Origin of the sequence: Thauera sp. WH-1 (genome assembly GCF_047806685.1) — a bacterium.
Classification (GTDB): Bacteria; Pseudomonadota; Gammaproteobacteria; order Burkholderiales; family Rhodocyclaceae; genus Thauera.
This window is the reverse complement of the sequence record NZ_JBLQGP010000024.1, coordinates 1-13,590: the sequence shown is the minus strand read 5'-3', so window position 1 is coordinate 13,590 and position 13,590 is coordinate 1. Positions and strand designations below refer to the sequence as shown.

Sequence of the window (13,590 nt, the reverse complement as noted above, 5' to 3'; positions counted from 1 at the left end):
CTTATGAAATTGAACAGTGTTCAATTATTAGGCCAGTGTAGAATTCGTGTCATGCCTAAGTCAACGATTGCCCGTAACGAAGGAGCCGGCGCTCGCACGACGCCGGGCGAACCGCGCGCGCGCCGCGAACGCACGCTCAATGAGGCGCGCCGCACGCTGATCCTCGATGCTGCGCGAGCTGCGTTCTTCGAGCTCGGCCTGGATGGCGCGAGCCTGCGCGAGATCGCCAAGCGGGCGGGCTATACCCCAGGCGCCATCTACAGCTACTTTGCCAATCTGGAAGAGATCTATGGCGCCCTGCTGGGCGAATCCCTGCAACGCCTGAACGCGGTCGTCGCTGCCGCCGATGTGCGTTCCGGCGCGCCCGCTGAGCTGTTGCGGGCCAAGGCCCGCGCCTTCTACACGTTCTACCGCGACAACCCGAAGGAGCTGGACCTCGGCTTCTACCTGTTCAATGGGGTCAAGCCCCGGGGGCTGACGCCCGAGCTGAACCAGACGCTCAACGAACAGTTGATGGCGGCCCTGCGCCCCGTCGAGCTTCAGCTCACGGCATTGGGCCTGCGCGTCGACGAGGCCATCGCCGAGACCACAGCCGTGTTCGCGCACATCGTCGGTGTGCTCGTGCTGAACAACACCGGGCGCATCCGCCTGTTCAAGCAAAACCCGGACACGCTCTTCGAGCGCTACATGGACGCCCTCCTCGCGCGCCTCCCTGCACCACGCACCTGAGCACACGCAAACGCCTCGCCAGGGGCTTGCACGCCAAAAAGAACTGAACTATGGTTCACTCGCTGAATTAAAGTTCACTTCATCATGGCCTATCGCAAGACCGAACGCGTCGAGGCACGCCTCGCCGATAACCGCAAACGCATCCTGGACGCTGCCCGCCGGCTGGTTTCCGAGGGGGGCTGGAGCGAGGCACAGATCAGTCACGTCGCCTCCGCAGCCGGGATCGCGACCGGCTCGGTTTACCGCTACTTCCCCTCCAAGGCGGACCTGTGCGTCGAGGTGCTGTCGGTCGTGTCGCAGCGCGAGGTCGATGTGCTCGAGGCCATCGCCAACAACGCCGAAGCGGCTTATCAGACCCTGCATGTGGCGGTCTCGGCCTTCGTCGAGCGTGCGATGCGCAACCGGCGCCTGGCCTACGCCTTGATCGCCGAGCCCTGCGACCGCGAGATCGAGGAGGCGCGGTTGGTGTATCGCCACGCCATCAGCAAACAGATCATGCGCATCGTCAAGGACGGCCAGGCCTCGGGTGACTTCCGCGCCGACCTGGACCCCAGCATCGCCGCCACGGTGATCGTGGGCGGCTTCATGGAAAGCCTTATCGGCCCACTCTCGCCGCTCAACACCGATTTCGACCGTTCGGGCAGCGAGGGTCCCGAGGCCGTCCATGCCCTCGCAGGCCAGATCGCCGAAGTGTGCTGCGCGGCCGTCGCGGTCTACCCCGACAAGATCGCTTCACTCGACACCCACCAGAGGAGACACGCATGAACGCACCCAACCCTGCCCAGAGCGTCCTCAAGACGAGCCCCGACCGCTATTCGACCCACGTCGTCAAGAACCAGGCGGCGATGCCGAGCGGCTTCAACGCCTTCGACGACGACGTTGTGCTGAAGGCCGCCATCGAGCGCGAAGCGCCGTGGGCGGCTTCCCGCTGCGCCGCCATCGGCCAGCTGGCGGGCGACGACGCGGTGCAGGAGCTGGCGCGACAGGCCAACCGCAATATTCCCGAGCTCAAGACCCACGACCGCTTCGGCAACCGTATCGACTGGGTCGATTTCCACCCGACCTGGCACGAGCTGATGTCGCTCGCCTGGCAGCACGAGGTGCCGACCCTGTCGTGGACGAGCAAGGAGAAGCATCCGCACTATGCGCGCGCGGTGCTCTCCTACCTGTGGAACCAGGTCGAGCAGGGCACCGGCTGCCCGACCGGCATGGCCTATGCCTCCTACGCGGGGTTCAGCCACGAGCCCGCGCTGAAGATCTGGGCCGAGAAGTGCTTGGGCACGGTCTACGAGAACAGCCGCCGCGAAGTGGGCGACAAGCCTTCGGTGGTGATCGGGTATGCGATGACCGAGAAACAGGGCGGCTCGGACCTGCGCGAGACGCAGACCACGGCGGCGTTCTCGCACACCGCCGACTACCACGGCGCCACCGCGCACTGGTACGAGCTGACCGGCCACAAGTGGTTCTGCTCCGTGCCGCAGTCGGACGGCTTCTTCACGCTGGCCAAGGTCAATGGCGGCGTTACCTGCTTCTTCCTGCCGCGCACGCTGCCCGACGGCAGCTACAACCGCTTCTTCATCCAGCGACTCAAGGACAAGGCAGGCAACCGTTCCAACGCGGGCAGTGAGGTCGAGTACAGCGGCACGCTGGCGATCCGCGTGGGTCAGGAAGGCGCTGGCATCCGCGAGATCATCTCCCACTCGCACCTCACCCGCCTGGACTTCGCCGTGGGCTCCGCCGGCCTGATGCGCCAGGTCCTGACGCTGGCGCTGAACCACGCCACCACCCGCAATGGCTTCGGTTCCAGCCTGGCCAAGCGCCCCATGATGGCCAACGTGCTGGCCGACATGGCGGTGGAAGTGGAGGCCGCCACCCTGATGGCGCTGCGCATCGCCAAGGCGACCGATTACATCGACGCCGACCCGCAGAAGAAGGCCTTTGCCCGGGTGACGACGCCGATGGCGAAATACTTCAATTGCTCGCGCGTGGTCGCGGTCTCCAACGAAGCCTTGCAGTGCCACGGCGGCAACGGCTTCGTCGAGGACGGCCCGATGGCCCGTCTCTACCGCGAAGCGCCGCTCAACAGTGTGTGGGAAGGCACGGCAAACATGATGTGCATGGACGTGCGCCGGGCCATGCTAAAGGACGCGAGCTGCCGCGACGCCCTGTTCGCCGAACTGGCTGACGTGCGCGGGCAGGATGCGCGCTTCGATGCCTACGTCGGTGCGATGGGGCCGGTGCTCGACGCCATGCTGGAGGACGAGTTCTTCGCCCGCCCGGCGTCCGAAGCAATCGCCCGCTCGCTGCAAGGCGCCGAACTGCTGCGCCACTCGACGCCCGAGGTCATCGACGTCTTCATGAAGACCCGGCTCGGCGGCAGCATCAACAGCTGGGGCGCCATGTTCGGCACCCTCGGGCCGGGTGTGAGCCAGGCGCAGGCGGACATCATCGTCGAGCGCGCACGCGTCAAGCGCTGAGCTTCTTCCGTTCGCCCCGCTTCTCGCGAGGCCCCTCCGCCTGCAAAGGCGAGGGGCCTCGCGTTCGTTCTGGCTGAATGCGCGCACCGCACGGTCTCGTGCGGCGCAAATCCGAAAACGAAAGTTATAGAACATCGCAGTTGCTGCTCTTCGCAGCCACCGTGCTGCCCTTGGTCTGCACACCCGGTCCCGACCTGCTGTTCATTGCCAGGTCTCGCCGGCGGGCCTCAGGGCGCCTTGCGCGCCAATGTCGGAGTGATTGCGGGTTACGTCGCGCACGCGGTCCTGGGCGCGCTAGGCGTTGCCGCCGTGGTGGCCACCTCGCCGTGGCTATTCGAGGCACTGCGCTGGACCGGCATTGCATACCTGAGCTATCTCGCCATCCAGATGCTGCGCTCGGCCTTGAAGCCAGGCAACCTTGCACTGCACGCCAGCCCGCGACCCGCCTCGCTGTGCAAGGGTTTCCTGACCAGCTTTCTCAACCCGAAGGGCTTGATGGTCTACTTCTCCATCCTGCCCAACTTTATGACTGTCGGTGACGACGTGGCCGTGCAAGCGCTTGCACTCTCAGCGGTCTTAGTTGCCCTGTGCGCCGTGGTGTATGGGATGGTGGGCTACGTCGTCGCGGCATCGGGAGCATCCGGCGGCGTCAATGGACGTGCTCGTCGGATCATCGAGGGGTTTGCCGTGGGCATGCTTGCGCTTGTGGCTGTGCATGTGGCGCGGCCTTGAGGGTCCAGGCAATCTGCCAAGCTGGCGTGCGGGTCGTAGGCTCGAAGGTCTAGGTCCGGCCATCAGCGGACGCAGGGAGGACTTTCCGCAACCGGCCGTTCGATGCGGCACCGATGGCCTTCGCGCAGGGGTAGTGAATCCGCCAGGATTGACTTGCGCTGCCCTACCTCTCACTAGTGAGGGGCGGCAGCGCATCAAGCGGTGAGCGCACTCCGGCACCGCCAACTTTCAGCACATGCGTGTAAATCATCGTCGTAGAGACGTCGGAATGGCCGAGCAGATCCTGCACGGTTCGAATGTCGTAACCGCTGCGGAGCAAGGCCGTCGCGAACGAGTGGCGGAGGGTGTGCGGTGTGGCGGGCTTCGTGATGCCTGCTTGTTCTACGGCACGTTTGAAGGCGCGCTGAAAGGTCTGGTCATACATGTGATGGCGACGCACGACACCGCTCCGTGGATCGGTCGAATGCGTGTGCTGCGCAAAAACCCAGAACCACGGCCAGGAATGCCCGGCGCGCGGATACTTCCGCTCAAGGGCGTCGGGAAGCGCAACGCCGCTGCGGCCCTCGGCCTGGTCCTTCAGCCACCATGCCCGTGCACGCGACAGCTGCTCGCGCAGGCTGGGTGCCAAGCTCTCGGGTAACATCAAGGCCCGATCCTTGGAGCCCTTGCCCTCCCGCACGATGATCGTGCCGTGATCGAAATCCAGATCCTTGACCCGCAGTTGCAAACCCTCACTGATCCGCATGCCCGTTCCATACAGAAGCTGGGCGAACAAACGATGCTCGCCTTCCAGAAAACCGAGGGTGCGAACCACTTCATCCGGGGTCAGCACCACCGGCAAGCGCCGCGACGGACGAGGTCTTCCGATCTCCTGAAGCCAGGGCAGATCCGTGCACAGCACCTTGCCGTAGAAGAACAGCAAGGCCGCCAATGCCTGACGATGCGTGGAGACCGAAACCTTGCGCTCGTTCGCCAGCCAGGACAGAAATGCCTCGACTTCGCTGCTGCCCAAGGTTGCCGGGTGACGCACACCGTGGAAACGGATGAAGGCACGAACCCAGTGGACATACGCCTGTTCGGTTCGTAAGCTGTAATGCAAGTAGCGTATGCGCTCACGCAACTGGTCCAGAACCTTGACCGAACGCAGCGGTGGTAACGGCGCAGTGGCGGTTTTCATGGCTTGTTATGACTGTTTTTTTGTACAGTCTATGCCTCGGGCATCCAAGCAGCAAGCGCGTTACGCCGTGGGTCGATGTTTGATGTTATGGAGCAGCAACGATGTTACGCAGCAGGGCAGTCGCCCTAAAACAAAGTAGTCCGCAAAGAGCGTGTCGGATTTTTTTACACCACACTATTGCGTAGAGCGCCATCTCATTACAAATCAGAGCATTACGCTAATGGCACATAATTTGCTTGATGAGTAGCGTCACTTCAACAAACCCTGAGTGGATTCCCAAATGAACATGTTACGTAGCGCTCTTCTAGCGATAATCTGTGGTTTCTTGCCACTCACTTCTCAAGCCACCGTAATTAACTTTGATGACGGTACAGACGGAAGTTTGGTTGGCAATTTTTATCAGTCTCTCGGAGTCACGTTTTCCAATGCTGAATGGACTGGCAATTTCAGCTTACCAGGCACTTCTGGGGGTTTGGGTGTGAGAGTGCCCGGCACGTATCAGTGGTTTAGTTCTAACCCTTTAGTTGCCGCCTTCTCTTCAGGCGTCACCGACGTCAGCGTTGTCGGAATAGATGTCGGGTCAAACGGTTTGCGAATAGATGCTTACGATTCTCTCGTTGGTGGCAGTTTGCTCGATTTCGAACAAATTTTTGGCTCCGGCGTTGGGGTTGGTGAATTTTTTACCGTCGCCACAACTGGCAGCCTAATCAAGCGGGTTGAAATTTATCAGGTGCAGAATGTCGCAGGTGACGGCATCCTTCTTGATAATTTCCAGTTCAACACCGCCCAGGTTCCTGAGCCTGCCTCGATCGCTTTGTTGGGGTTGGGTCTTGCAGGAATGGGGTTTGCACGGCGGAAACAAAGAGCCTAACAAACGCATCAACACGGACAAACAAGAAGCGGGGCTCAGGCCCCGCTTCTTGTTTGCCGGTTATGCTGCACGTTGAAGCCTCACCAAACCATGATCACCGCTATGCGCAAACACATCCTCGTTTTGCTCTTCACCTTGATGGGATTTGCAGCTCCGGCCTACGCTGGCTACGTAAAGCAAACTTTCGACTCGGAATGGACAGTTGAACCCTGGGACTACTACGGGGATGTCGCGGCAATGCGCTGGCATTACATACCCTATTTGCCTTGGAACCCAGGGCTGGGCCAGCTTACCGAAGTACGTGTCCGGACACAGGTAGAAGGCACCCGCGCAGACCCAACAGAGAGCGTTCGACTTCGGCACGCATTCTTTACAGGATGGTCCCCGAATGACTATCAACTAGCTCAGGTTGAATTTCTGCCGGGCGATGGAGCTGATTTTTCGGTAGATCGCGACTTCGTGTACACGGAGGCATACGAACTGCCAAATTGGGCATACCCAGAGTATTTGCCTCAGGCGCATTACTACTTCGAGAGTAGAACTGTCAACGCTTCTCACAGCGTGCGAGCCACAACTACACTGGAATTCTTCTTTCGAGAAGTACCCGAACCTTCAACTCTGGCGCTGGCGCTATTGCCACTTGTGGCAATCGGCATAAGGCGACTCGCAAGAAATGAGGCTTAACTCGAACGTTGAACGACAGCTTTCCCAAAGCTCTACGGCAGCTCTGGGTCGGTAGTGTGAATTGGCGATTTCGGCAACCGGTCATTCTTGTCGCATATAGCCGAGTGGACTCGAGCGACATCATTGGCCGACAACTTGCCGCCCGCCGCTTGGGATCTGCGTTAGGGTCCAGTCTCGGTCGGGCGGTATAAGCGTCGAGGACGTGTTGGTGTCGAACGGTAGAGGCACGATGAACCCTGAACTGCTTGAACTGCTGCTCACCCGTGAGATGCCCTTCGGCAAGTACAAGGGCAGGATCATTGCTGACCTGCCCGGGCACTATCTCGCGTGGTTCGCAAGGCAGGGCTTGCCATCCGGGCAGCTCGGGCAGTTGCTGGCCCTGATGCATGAGCTTGACCACAACAATCTGGTTGGACTGCTTGAGCCACTGCGCAGGCGTGGTAAGGGTGCGCGTGACTAGATGGCGTAGCGCCACATGTGGGCTGTTTTGTCCCCAGTCATCGGGGATAGAGGTGTGAGCGGGCTTGTGGATAAGTGCCGCGATCCGATGCTAGCCAAGGAAGTGCGAACCTTGCCTATTGATGAGGCACTGGACCGTTCGCTGCTCGGGCGTCAGTTCGCACGGTGTACTGCGGGCGAGGCGCGGGCTTCCGTATGAGACAATCGCGGCCGCATACATCCTTTCAGAAACGCTACTCCCGATGACCACCCGCCAAGCCCCCGAAATCTTCCAGATCCCGCTCGACGACATCGATCCGGCGGGCCTGCCGCTGCGCGGCACGCCCGAGTTCGAGCAGGCGGTGATCGGGCGCTATGCGCTCGACTACGCGGCGCGCGGCTGGCAGGCCGTGGTGGCGGTCGATGACGCGTTCGTGCGCGTGGTCGCGGTCCCCGAGCGCGGGGCGAGCCCAAGGCCTACGTGCTGGGGCTGCTGCAAAACGGCTTCCTGGAGGATGCGTTGCCGGTGCTCGAGGCGCTCGATGGCATGCTGGACGACGCCGAGATCGCCTACAGCCACGGGCTGTGTTTGTCCGAACTGGGGCGACCGGCAGAGGCGGTCGCCCCGCTGCAGCGGGCGCTCGAACTCGACCCCACGCACGCGAACGCGTTCATCGCGCTCGGGGTAGCGTTCGCGCGCACCGGGCGCGCCGATGAGGCGGCCAACGCGCTGCGCGACGCGGTCAAGCTCGAGCCGGAGAACGCCTTCGCCAAGCGCAACCTGGCGGCGGTGCTGATGCGCGCCGGCCGGGCGGCCGAGGCGCTGCCGTTCTTCCGCCAGGCGGCGAGTCTGGCGCCGGCCGATCCGGGGGCGCAGCTCGGGCTCGCGCAGTGCCTGGAAGAGCTCGGGCCGTCGCACGTGAAGGAAGCGGCCGAGCAGTACAAGGCGGTGGTCAAGCGCTTCCCCGATCACCAGGCCGGCGAGATGGCCGAGGAGGCGCTCACGCGCATCGGTCACGAGGAGATGCGCGCGGCGGTCGACGGTGGCCTGCGCATGGACGCGGTGATGTACATGCAGGCGGCGCTGGAGCGCTTCGCCAAGCTCGACCAGGCGAAGGTCGGGCAGATCGTGATGGAGATCGCGCTGCTCGGGCGCAACGGGCTCGAGATCAACAAACCGGCGGTGCGCTACACGCTGCAGAACCTCGAGGGCGAGTTCTCCGGGCTGGCGCTGCTGGCGTACATGCACGTGGGTTTCCGGATGTTCGACGCCAAGGGCGACGCCGGGACCGGGCTCGATCGCGAATACGAGGCGGCGGTGAAGATGCGCCGCGAGCGCTGAGTCCGGCGAGGATCCCGACATGAGCCAGCTCCCCGAACGCTACCGGGCGGCGATCGCGCCGCTGATCGACAAGGCGCGCGAGTTTCTCGAGAAGGGCGAGGCGCTCGCGCCGATGGCCTTCGTCGGCAACTTCACCACCGGGGCGACGATCCCCACGGCGCTCGTCATGCGCTCGCCAAGCGACAAGGACGCAGCGGCGCGCGCGGTGAAGCTGCTCGCCGAGCAGCTCGACGCCGACTTCGTCTTCGTGCTGATGGAGGCCTACAGCCTGCGTGCCGACAAGGTCGCCCGCTACGAGGAGATCCTCGAGGAGTACGGCTCGCTGGCCGACTGCCCGGCGAGCTGGCGGATCGACGTGGTGAGCCTGTCGCTCGAGACCCGCCACGGCGTGTGGGTGGCCCAGGTGCCGATCAAGCCGAAGGGGATCAGCAAGAAGAAGCGCACGATCGGGGCGCCGGAGTTCCGGCATTACACAGAGGTGCAGGGGCGGTTCACGGATTTGCTGCCGGTGAAGGAAGGCGAGGGCGCCGCTGGCAGGACGTTGCACTGAGGCCGCCGGGGAGGGCGCGCGCATGTGCGGTCGTTACGCCCTCTACGGTCCGGTCTCGCGCCTGCGCGAGGCCTTCGACGCCGCGCCCGAAGGCTTCGAATTCGAGCCGCGCTGGAACGCCGCGCCGATGCAGTGGCTGCCGGTGGTGCGCCAGCGGCCGAACGGCGAGCGGGTGATCCATCGGTTGCGCTGGGGCCTCGTGCCGTCGTGGGCGAAAGACGAGGCGATTGCCACGAAGCTGATCAACGCGCGTGGCGAGTCGGTCGCGGAGAAGCCCTCGTTCCGAGCGGCGTTCCGCCGCCGGCGCTGCATCGTGCCGGCGAACGGTTTCTATGAGTGGCAGCAGGTCGCGGGCGAGAAGCAGCCGTTCTACATCCATCCGGTCGGGGATGAGTTCTTCGCGCTCGCCGGGCTGTGGGAGCGCTGGACGCGGCCGGCCGACGGCGAGGAAATCGACACCTTCACGATCGTCACGACTGAGGCGAATGCGGCGATGCGGCCGCTGCACGACCGGATGCCGGTGATCCTGGCGCCGGGGGATTGGTGGGCGTGGCTGAACGGGGCGACGGCGGCCGAGCAGGTGCAGGCGCTGGTGAGGTCGTGTCCCGAGGCGATGCTCGCGGCGTATGCGGTGGGGAAGGCGGTGGGGAGCGTGAGGAACGAGGGGCGGGGCTGATCGAGCCTGTCTGAGCCTCCATTCTCTTACGGCTTGTCGATCGGCACGGCCCACCATTCCTGTGCGTACTGGGTGGCTGCTCGCCCGTTCTTCGTACTCACCTGGAACCCGCGCAGCAGCAGCCCGCGCGGCGTGATCCGCAGCACCTGGGCATCGAACAGCGGCGGCAGGAGGCCGCGCTTGGCCGAGGTTCCCCATCGTTCCCAAAGTTGCGCGGCATGCAGAGGCCGCTTCTCGGCGGTTCCGATCGGGATGTCGCCGATGCTCAACGTGCCGATCGTGCCGAGGTCGGCAAGGCACTCCTCACGCGGGCGGCGCACCCCGGCCACCATCAATTCGACGACTCTGACGTGCATGTTGCGACTGTAAAAAAATACAGTCTAATTTTACCCAACCCGTTCGGTTTGGGGCGGCGGTCGGCTGCCCGATCTGGAGGCAAAAGCCAATGTGCGGACGCGATGCGCTTTACGGCCAGGTCTCGCGCCTGCGCGAGGCCTTCGACGCGGAGCCCGAGGGCTTCGACTTCGAGCCGCGCTGGAACGCGGCGTCGATGCAGTCGCTGCCGGTGGTGCGCCAGCGGCCCACCGGCGAGCGGCTTCTACGAGTGGCAGCAAGTCGCTGGCGGCAAGCAGGCGTTTTACATCCATCCGGTCGGGAGCGAGTTCTTCGCTTTCGCCGCGCTGTGGGAACGCTGGATGAGGCCGGCCGACAGCGAAGAGCTCGACACGTTCACGATCGTCACCACCGAGGCCAACGCGGCGATGCGGCCACTGCACGACCGCATGCCGGTGATCTTGGCGCCGGGGGATTACTGGGCGTGGTTGAACGGGGCGACTGAGGCAGACCAGATACAGGCGCTGGTGAGGCCGGTCCCGGGGCGGCGCTCGCGGTGCATCCGGTGGGGAAGCCGCTCGGCAACGTGAGGAACGAGGGAGCTGATTCAACCACTCGCTTATTGGCTCAGTGCCCTCGTTGCCACTCGTAGAAGTCTGGCCGTCGAGGTCCTCTCCGTTCGACCCAATTCCTCTCGAGACTGCTACCAGATGAGGAACCCGTCTTCGTGCGCCATGAGCCGCCGTTTATCCCCGTCGCCAGGACGCTAAGGTCCTTTAGGTTTTAATTTGTTAGTAGGTTTGTTTATTAGTTAGTTTATTTGTGTTAAGGTGCGTCTTATATCTGGGAGATTCCATCATGCGTCCTGCTGAGTACACCGCTGAAGCCATCATCGCTGCCGGTGAGGCCATCGAAGCCACGGGCAGCAAAGTCACTGTTTTCGCGCTTCGGAAGGAGGTCGGTGGCGGCAACGTGCGGCGTCTGCGGCAGGTTTGGGAAGAGCACGTGGCCAGCAAGCGGATCGCGGAGGCCGAGTCGGTTGCTGAGTTGCCGATCGAGGTTGCCGAGACTGTCGCTCAGGTCGCCGACGCGCTCAGCCGACGCGTCTCCGAGTTGGCGGTCGATCTCAACAGCCGGGCGGTGAAAGCCGCAGAGCGGCGAGTGGCGGAGGTGATCCGTTCTGCGGACGCGCAGCGTGCCCAAGCCGAACTCGAGCTCGCCGATGCGGCGCAGACCGTCGACGACTTGGAGGCCAGCCTTGAGCAGATGAGCGGCGAGCGCGATACGCTCAAAGCGCAGCTGGCTGAGAAGCAGATCGAGTCGCAGCGCCAGGCAGTAGAGCTTGCGCAACTCCGCGAGCGCTTGGTCGCCGCCGAAAGCTCCCTTCGAGAGTATCGGAAGGAGGTTGAGAAGGAGATGCAGCGCGGTGCTGAGCGCGTGATTGCTGCGGAGAAGGCGCGCGACGAGTCCGAGAAGGAAGCGAGGACCGCGCGAGAGACGACGGCCCGTTTTGCCGGACAGGTTGAGGCGCTTCAGGTACAGAACGCCCGCCTGCTTGAGTCGCTTGGCTCGAAGATGGTGGTTAAGGCGTAATCGAACTCAGGGCGGACAGAGTCGGCGGGGAGGCCTTGTAGCCTCCAGTCGCGCTTGCGGGCTGCGCTCGAGAGTCCGGGTAGTCGCAATCTTAGCGCCGCTAGGCGGCTCGTCGTGGCGGTCCTTCGGTTGGAGGATGACGGCTCGCTCACTACGGCGATAGGGGCGTTACGGAAGCTTCTTCTTTTCGATTCGGGTTCTCGGATGGCCATTGGAAATACGGCTGGCCTGGGCGCTACCTGGGAGACCTGATCTCAATCGAAAAGATGGTCGGGAAGTGGGCTGGAAATGGTGCAGGGTGGACAACCGCGCTGGCCTTGATGGGGCTCCTCCTGAGCATGGTCACTGCTGCTGATGCCTTTTCCCGGCGGAATGATCAAGCAGCGTGATGGTGGAGGGGGGATCCCCCTCAGGGAACTTGAACAAACGCACCCTTCGGGGGAGTCTCTGGTTACCAAGCCAAGAGACCGTTCAAGTGTGCCATGTTCAACTGCAGACACGCCCGTTTTTCCTCTTTCTGACTCGCCTCGATGAAGAATTCGCAGCCCAGGCACAGGCCACGGGCTGTACCTGTGGCGGCGTGCTCCATCGTGCCAACTATCCTCGCAAGCCCCGTGGTTGCCCGAACCTGGCGATCCGCGAAGCCTTCTCGTCCCGTCTGAGCTTTTGCTGCAGCCGTTGCCGCCGGCGCACCACCTCGATGTCGGTGCGTTTCCTGGGCCGGCGCGTGTATCTGGGCCTGGTGGTGGTGCTGTGTTCTGCCCGGCATGCCGGGCAGAACACAGCGGCGGCGACGCTGTGCGAGGCACTCGCGGTTCCGCTGCGCACCTTGCAGCGCTGGCGACGGTGGTGGCGTGAGGACTTCCTGCAGACGCCGCTGTGGCAGGCGATGTGTGCCCGCTTCATGCCGCCGGTGTTGGCCGAGCAACTGCCGGGCGATCTGCTCGCGCGCTTTGCCGGTGAGGCGGCCGAGGCGCTGGCGCGTGTGCTGTGCTTTCTGGCGCCACTCACGGTGCGCGCGCTCACGCTGCCCGAGGGTCGCTGAGTTCCCGCAGAGGATGCAGATCGTCACCGAGCCCGAGGCTTCGTAGCCTGCACTCCCCGTGGCGCCACCACCCTGGTGCGCCCGAACCGGGAGTCCTCTTGAACACACCGACCGATCCCCCGCAACGCGATCGCTGGGCGCGGTTGCGCTTCTCGATCATCGGCCCCTTGCTGGCCGCACCGCCCGCGCCGGGCGAGGTGCACGGGGCGCTGGCCACGCTCGCCGCCCGCACCTGGCGCCATCCCATCAGCGGCCAGGACGTGCGCTTCGGGCTGTCGACGATCGAGCGCTGGTACTACGCCGCGCGCAGCGCCGCCGACCCGATCGCCACCTTGCGTAACCGACCACGCCCCCGGGGGCGCTTCGCAAGCCTGTCACCGGGCGTCATCGACGCCTTGGTGCAGCAGTACCGCGAACACCCCGGCTGGACCGCGCAACTGCACGTGGACAATCTGCGCATCGCGCTCGAGAACAGCGGGCTGACCGTGCCGTCCTATCCGACGGTGCGCCGCTACCTCAAGGCCCAGGGGATGTTCCGCCAGGCGGCCCCGAAGCGCACGAGCACGGGCGCGGTGCTCGCGCGTGACCGGCTCGAGCACCGCGAGGTGCGCAGCTTCGAGCTCGATCATGTCTCGGCGCTGTGGCACCTGGACTTCCACCACGGCGCGCGCCGCGTGCTCACCCGCGCCGGCACCTTGGAGAAGCCCTTTCTGCTGGGCATCGTGGACGATCGCTCGCGCCTGGTCTGCCACCTGCAGTGGTACCTGGACGAGAGCGCGCAGAGCCTGGTCCATGGTCTGTCCCAGGCCTTCATGAAGCGTGGGCTGCCGCGTGCGCTGATGACCGACAACGGCGCGGCCATGCTCGCCGACGAGACGGTATCGGGTCTGAACCGCCTGGGGGTGCTGCACCAGACGACGCTGCCGTACTCGCCCTACCAGAA

General features: G+C 63.9%; 15 protein-coding genes and 1 pseudogene. 14 read left to right on the top strand and 2 right to left on the bottom strand.

Annotation, left to right across the window (positions count from 1 at the left end; genetic code table 11):
* Nucleotides 1–9: 9 nt before the first annotated feature.
* From ACMV5O_RS18425 to ACMV5O_RS18410, 4 genes are all read left to right on the top strand, one after another.
* Nucleotides 10–729 carry a TetR/AcrR family transcriptional regulator gene (locus ACMV5O_RS18425; protein ID WP_416164845.1) on the top strand — a complete coding sequence of 240 codons (720 nt, stop codon included), beginning with the start codon at nt 10–12 and terminating at the stop codon, nt 727–729.
* 84 nt (nt 730–813) lie between these two features.
* Nucleotides 814–1,494 carry a TetR/AcrR family transcriptional regulator gene (locus ACMV5O_RS18420; protein ID WP_138861353.1) on the top strand — a complete coding sequence of 227 codons (681 nt, stop codon included), beginning with the start codon at nt 814–816 and terminating at the stop codon, nt 1,492–1,494.
* Nucleotides 1,491–3,206 (top strand): acyl-CoA dehydrogenase family protein, encoded by a 1,716-nt coding sequence (locus ACMV5O_RS18415; protein ID WP_416164844.1) that lies wholly within the window; start codon nt 1,491–1,493, stop codon nt 3,204–3,206. The genes ACMV5O_RS18420 and ACMV5O_RS18415 overlap by 4 nt, the downstream gene beginning before the upstream one ends.
* 204 nt (nt 3,207–3,410) lie before the next feature.
* Entirely contained in the window at nt 3,411–3,938 is a 528-nt protein-coding gene (locus tag ACMV5O_RS18410) for a LysE family translocator (RefSeq protein ID WP_324544226.1), read from the top strand.
* Nucleotides 3,939–4,101: 163 nt separating this feature from the next.
* Here the strand turns inward: ACMV5O_RS18410 and intI1 are convergent, their stop codons facing one another.
* Complete coding sequence (intI1, locus tag ACMV5O_RS18405) at nt 4,102–5,115, bottom strand: class 1 integron integrase IntI1 (RefSeq protein WP_253562938.1); 1,014 nt, start codon at nt 5,113–5,115, stop codon at nt 4,102–4,104.
* Nucleotides 5,116–5,395: 280 nt separating this feature from the next.
* On the opposite strand from intI1, the gene ACMV5O_RS18400 reads away from it, so the two are divergent.
* The 6 genes from ACMV5O_RS18400 to ACMV5O_RS18375 all read left to right on the top strand — a co-directional run bounded on the left by ACMV5O_RS18400 (nt 5,396) and on the right by ACMV5O_RS18375 (nt 9,676).
* Complete coding sequence (locus ACMV5O_RS18400) at nt 5,396–5,986, top strand: PEP-CTERM sorting domain-containing protein (protein WP_416164843.1); 591 nt, start codon at nt 5,396–5,398, stop codon at nt 5,984–5,986.
* A 102-nt stretch (nt 5,987–6,088) separates the two neighbouring features.
* A complete protein-coding gene (locus ACMV5O_RS18395) occupies nt 6,089–6,670 on the top strand; it encodes a hypothetical protein (protein WP_416164842.1) in 582 nt (193 codons plus the stop codon).
* Between the two features lie 229 nt (nt 6,671–6,899).
* Nucleotides 6,900–7,130 (top strand): DUF3820 family protein, encoded by a 231-nt coding sequence (locus ACMV5O_RS18390; protein WP_416164841.1) that lies wholly within the window; start codon nt 6,900–6,902, stop codon nt 7,128–7,130.
* A gap of 459 nt (nt 7,131–7,589) precedes the next feature.
* Nucleotides 7,590–8,450 (top strand): tetratricopeptide repeat protein, encoded by an 861-nt coding sequence (locus ACMV5O_RS18385; RefSeq protein ID WP_416164840.1) that lies wholly within the window; start codon nt 7,590–7,592, stop codon nt 8,448–8,450.
* Nucleotides 8,451–8,469: 19 nt separating this feature from the next.
* A complete protein-coding gene (locus ACMV5O_RS18380; RefSeq protein ID WP_416164839.1) occupies nt 8,470–9,000 on the top strand; it encodes a hypothetical protein in 531 nt (176 codons plus the stop codon).
* A gap of 22 nt (nt 9,001–9,022) precedes the next feature.
* Nucleotides 9,023–9,676, top strand: coding sequence for an SOS response-associated peptidase (locus tag ACMV5O_RS18375; RefSeq protein WP_416164838.1), 654 nt, complete (start codon nt 9,023–9,025; stop codon nt 9,674–9,676).
* Between the two features lie 26 nt (nt 9,677–9,702).
* Here ACMV5O_RS18375 and ACMV5O_RS18370 read toward each other — a convergent pair whose 3' ends face one another.
* Nucleotides 9,703–10,032, bottom strand: coding sequence for a hypothetical protein (locus ACMV5O_RS18370; protein ID WP_416164837.1), 330 nt, complete (start codon nt 10,030–10,032; stop codon nt 9,703–9,705).
* A gap of 89 nt (nt 10,033–10,121) precedes the next feature.
* Here ACMV5O_RS18370 and ACMV5O_RS18365 point away from each other — a divergent pair.
* The 4 genes and pseudogenes from ACMV5O_RS18365 to ACMV5O_RS18350 form a co-directional block, all read left to right on the top strand.
* Nucleotides 10,122–10,661 (top strand): annotated as a pseudogene (locus ACMV5O_RS18365) (SOS response-associated peptidase).
* Between the two features lie 206 nt (nt 10,662–10,867).
* Nucleotides 10,868–11,602 (top strand): DNA-binding protein, encoded by a 735-nt coding sequence (locus ACMV5O_RS18360; protein ID WP_416164836.1) that lies wholly within the window; start codon nt 10,868–10,870, stop codon nt 11,600–11,602.
* Nucleotides 11,603–12,302: 700 nt separating this feature from the next.
* Nucleotides 12,303–12,647 (top strand): hypothetical protein, encoded by a 345-nt coding sequence (locus ACMV5O_RS18355; protein WP_416164835.1) that lies wholly within the window; start codon nt 12,303–12,305, stop codon nt 12,645–12,647.
* A gap of 98 nt (nt 12,648–12,745) precedes the next feature.
* Nucleotides 12,746–13,590, top strand: an 845-nt coding sequence (locus ACMV5O_RS18350; RefSeq protein WP_416164834.1) for a DDE-type integrase/transposase/recombinase, incomplete at its 3' end; no start/stop codon positions are given.

Excerpts from the sequence above, each read along its gene's own strand:
- ACMV5O_RS18420 (WP_138861353.1), top strand. The coding sequence starts at position 814 with ATGGCCTATCGCAAGACCGAACGCGTCGAGGCACGCCTCGCCGATAAC.
- ACMV5O_RS18415 (WP_416164844.1), top strand. The coding sequence starts at position 1,491 with ATGAACGCACCCAACCCTGCCCAGAGCGTCCTCAAGACGAGCCCCGAC.
- intI1 (WP_253562938.1), bottom strand. The coding sequence starts at position 5,115 with ATGAAAACCGCCACTGCGCCGTTACCACCGCTGCGTTCGGTCAAGGTT.
- ACMV5O_RS18400 (WP_416164843.1), top strand. The coding sequence starts at position 5,396 with ATGAACATGTTACGTAGCGCTCTTCTAGCGATAATCTGTGGTTTCTTG.
- ACMV5O_RS18395 (WP_416164842.1), top strand. The coding sequence starts at position 6,089 with ATGCGCAAACACATCCTCGTTTTGCTCTTCACCTTGATGGGATTTGCA.
- ACMV5O_RS18390 (WP_416164841.1), top strand. The coding sequence starts at position 6,900 with ATGAACCCTGAACTGCTTGAACTGCTGCTCACCCGTGAGATGCCCTTC.
- ACMV5O_RS18380 (WP_416164839.1), top strand. The coding sequence starts at position 8,470 with ATGAGCCAGCTCCCCGAACGCTACCGGGCGGCGATCGCGCCGCTGATC.
- ACMV5O_RS18375 (WP_416164838.1), top strand. The coding sequence starts at position 9,023 with ATGTGCGGTCGTTACGCCCTCTACGGTCCGGTCTCGCGCCTGCGCGAG.
- ACMV5O_RS18370 (WP_416164837.1), bottom strand. The coding sequence starts at position 10,032 with ATGCACGTCAGAGTCGTCGAATTGATGGTGGCCGGGGTGCGCCGCCCG.
- ACMV5O_RS18360 (WP_416164836.1), top strand. The coding sequence starts at position 10,868 with ATGCGTCCTGCTGAGTACACCGCTGAAGCCATCATCGCTGCCGGTGAG.
- ACMV5O_RS18355 (WP_416164835.1), top strand. The coding sequence starts at position 12,303 with ATGTCGGTGCGTTTCCTGGGCCGGCGCGTGTATCTGGGCCTGGTGGTG.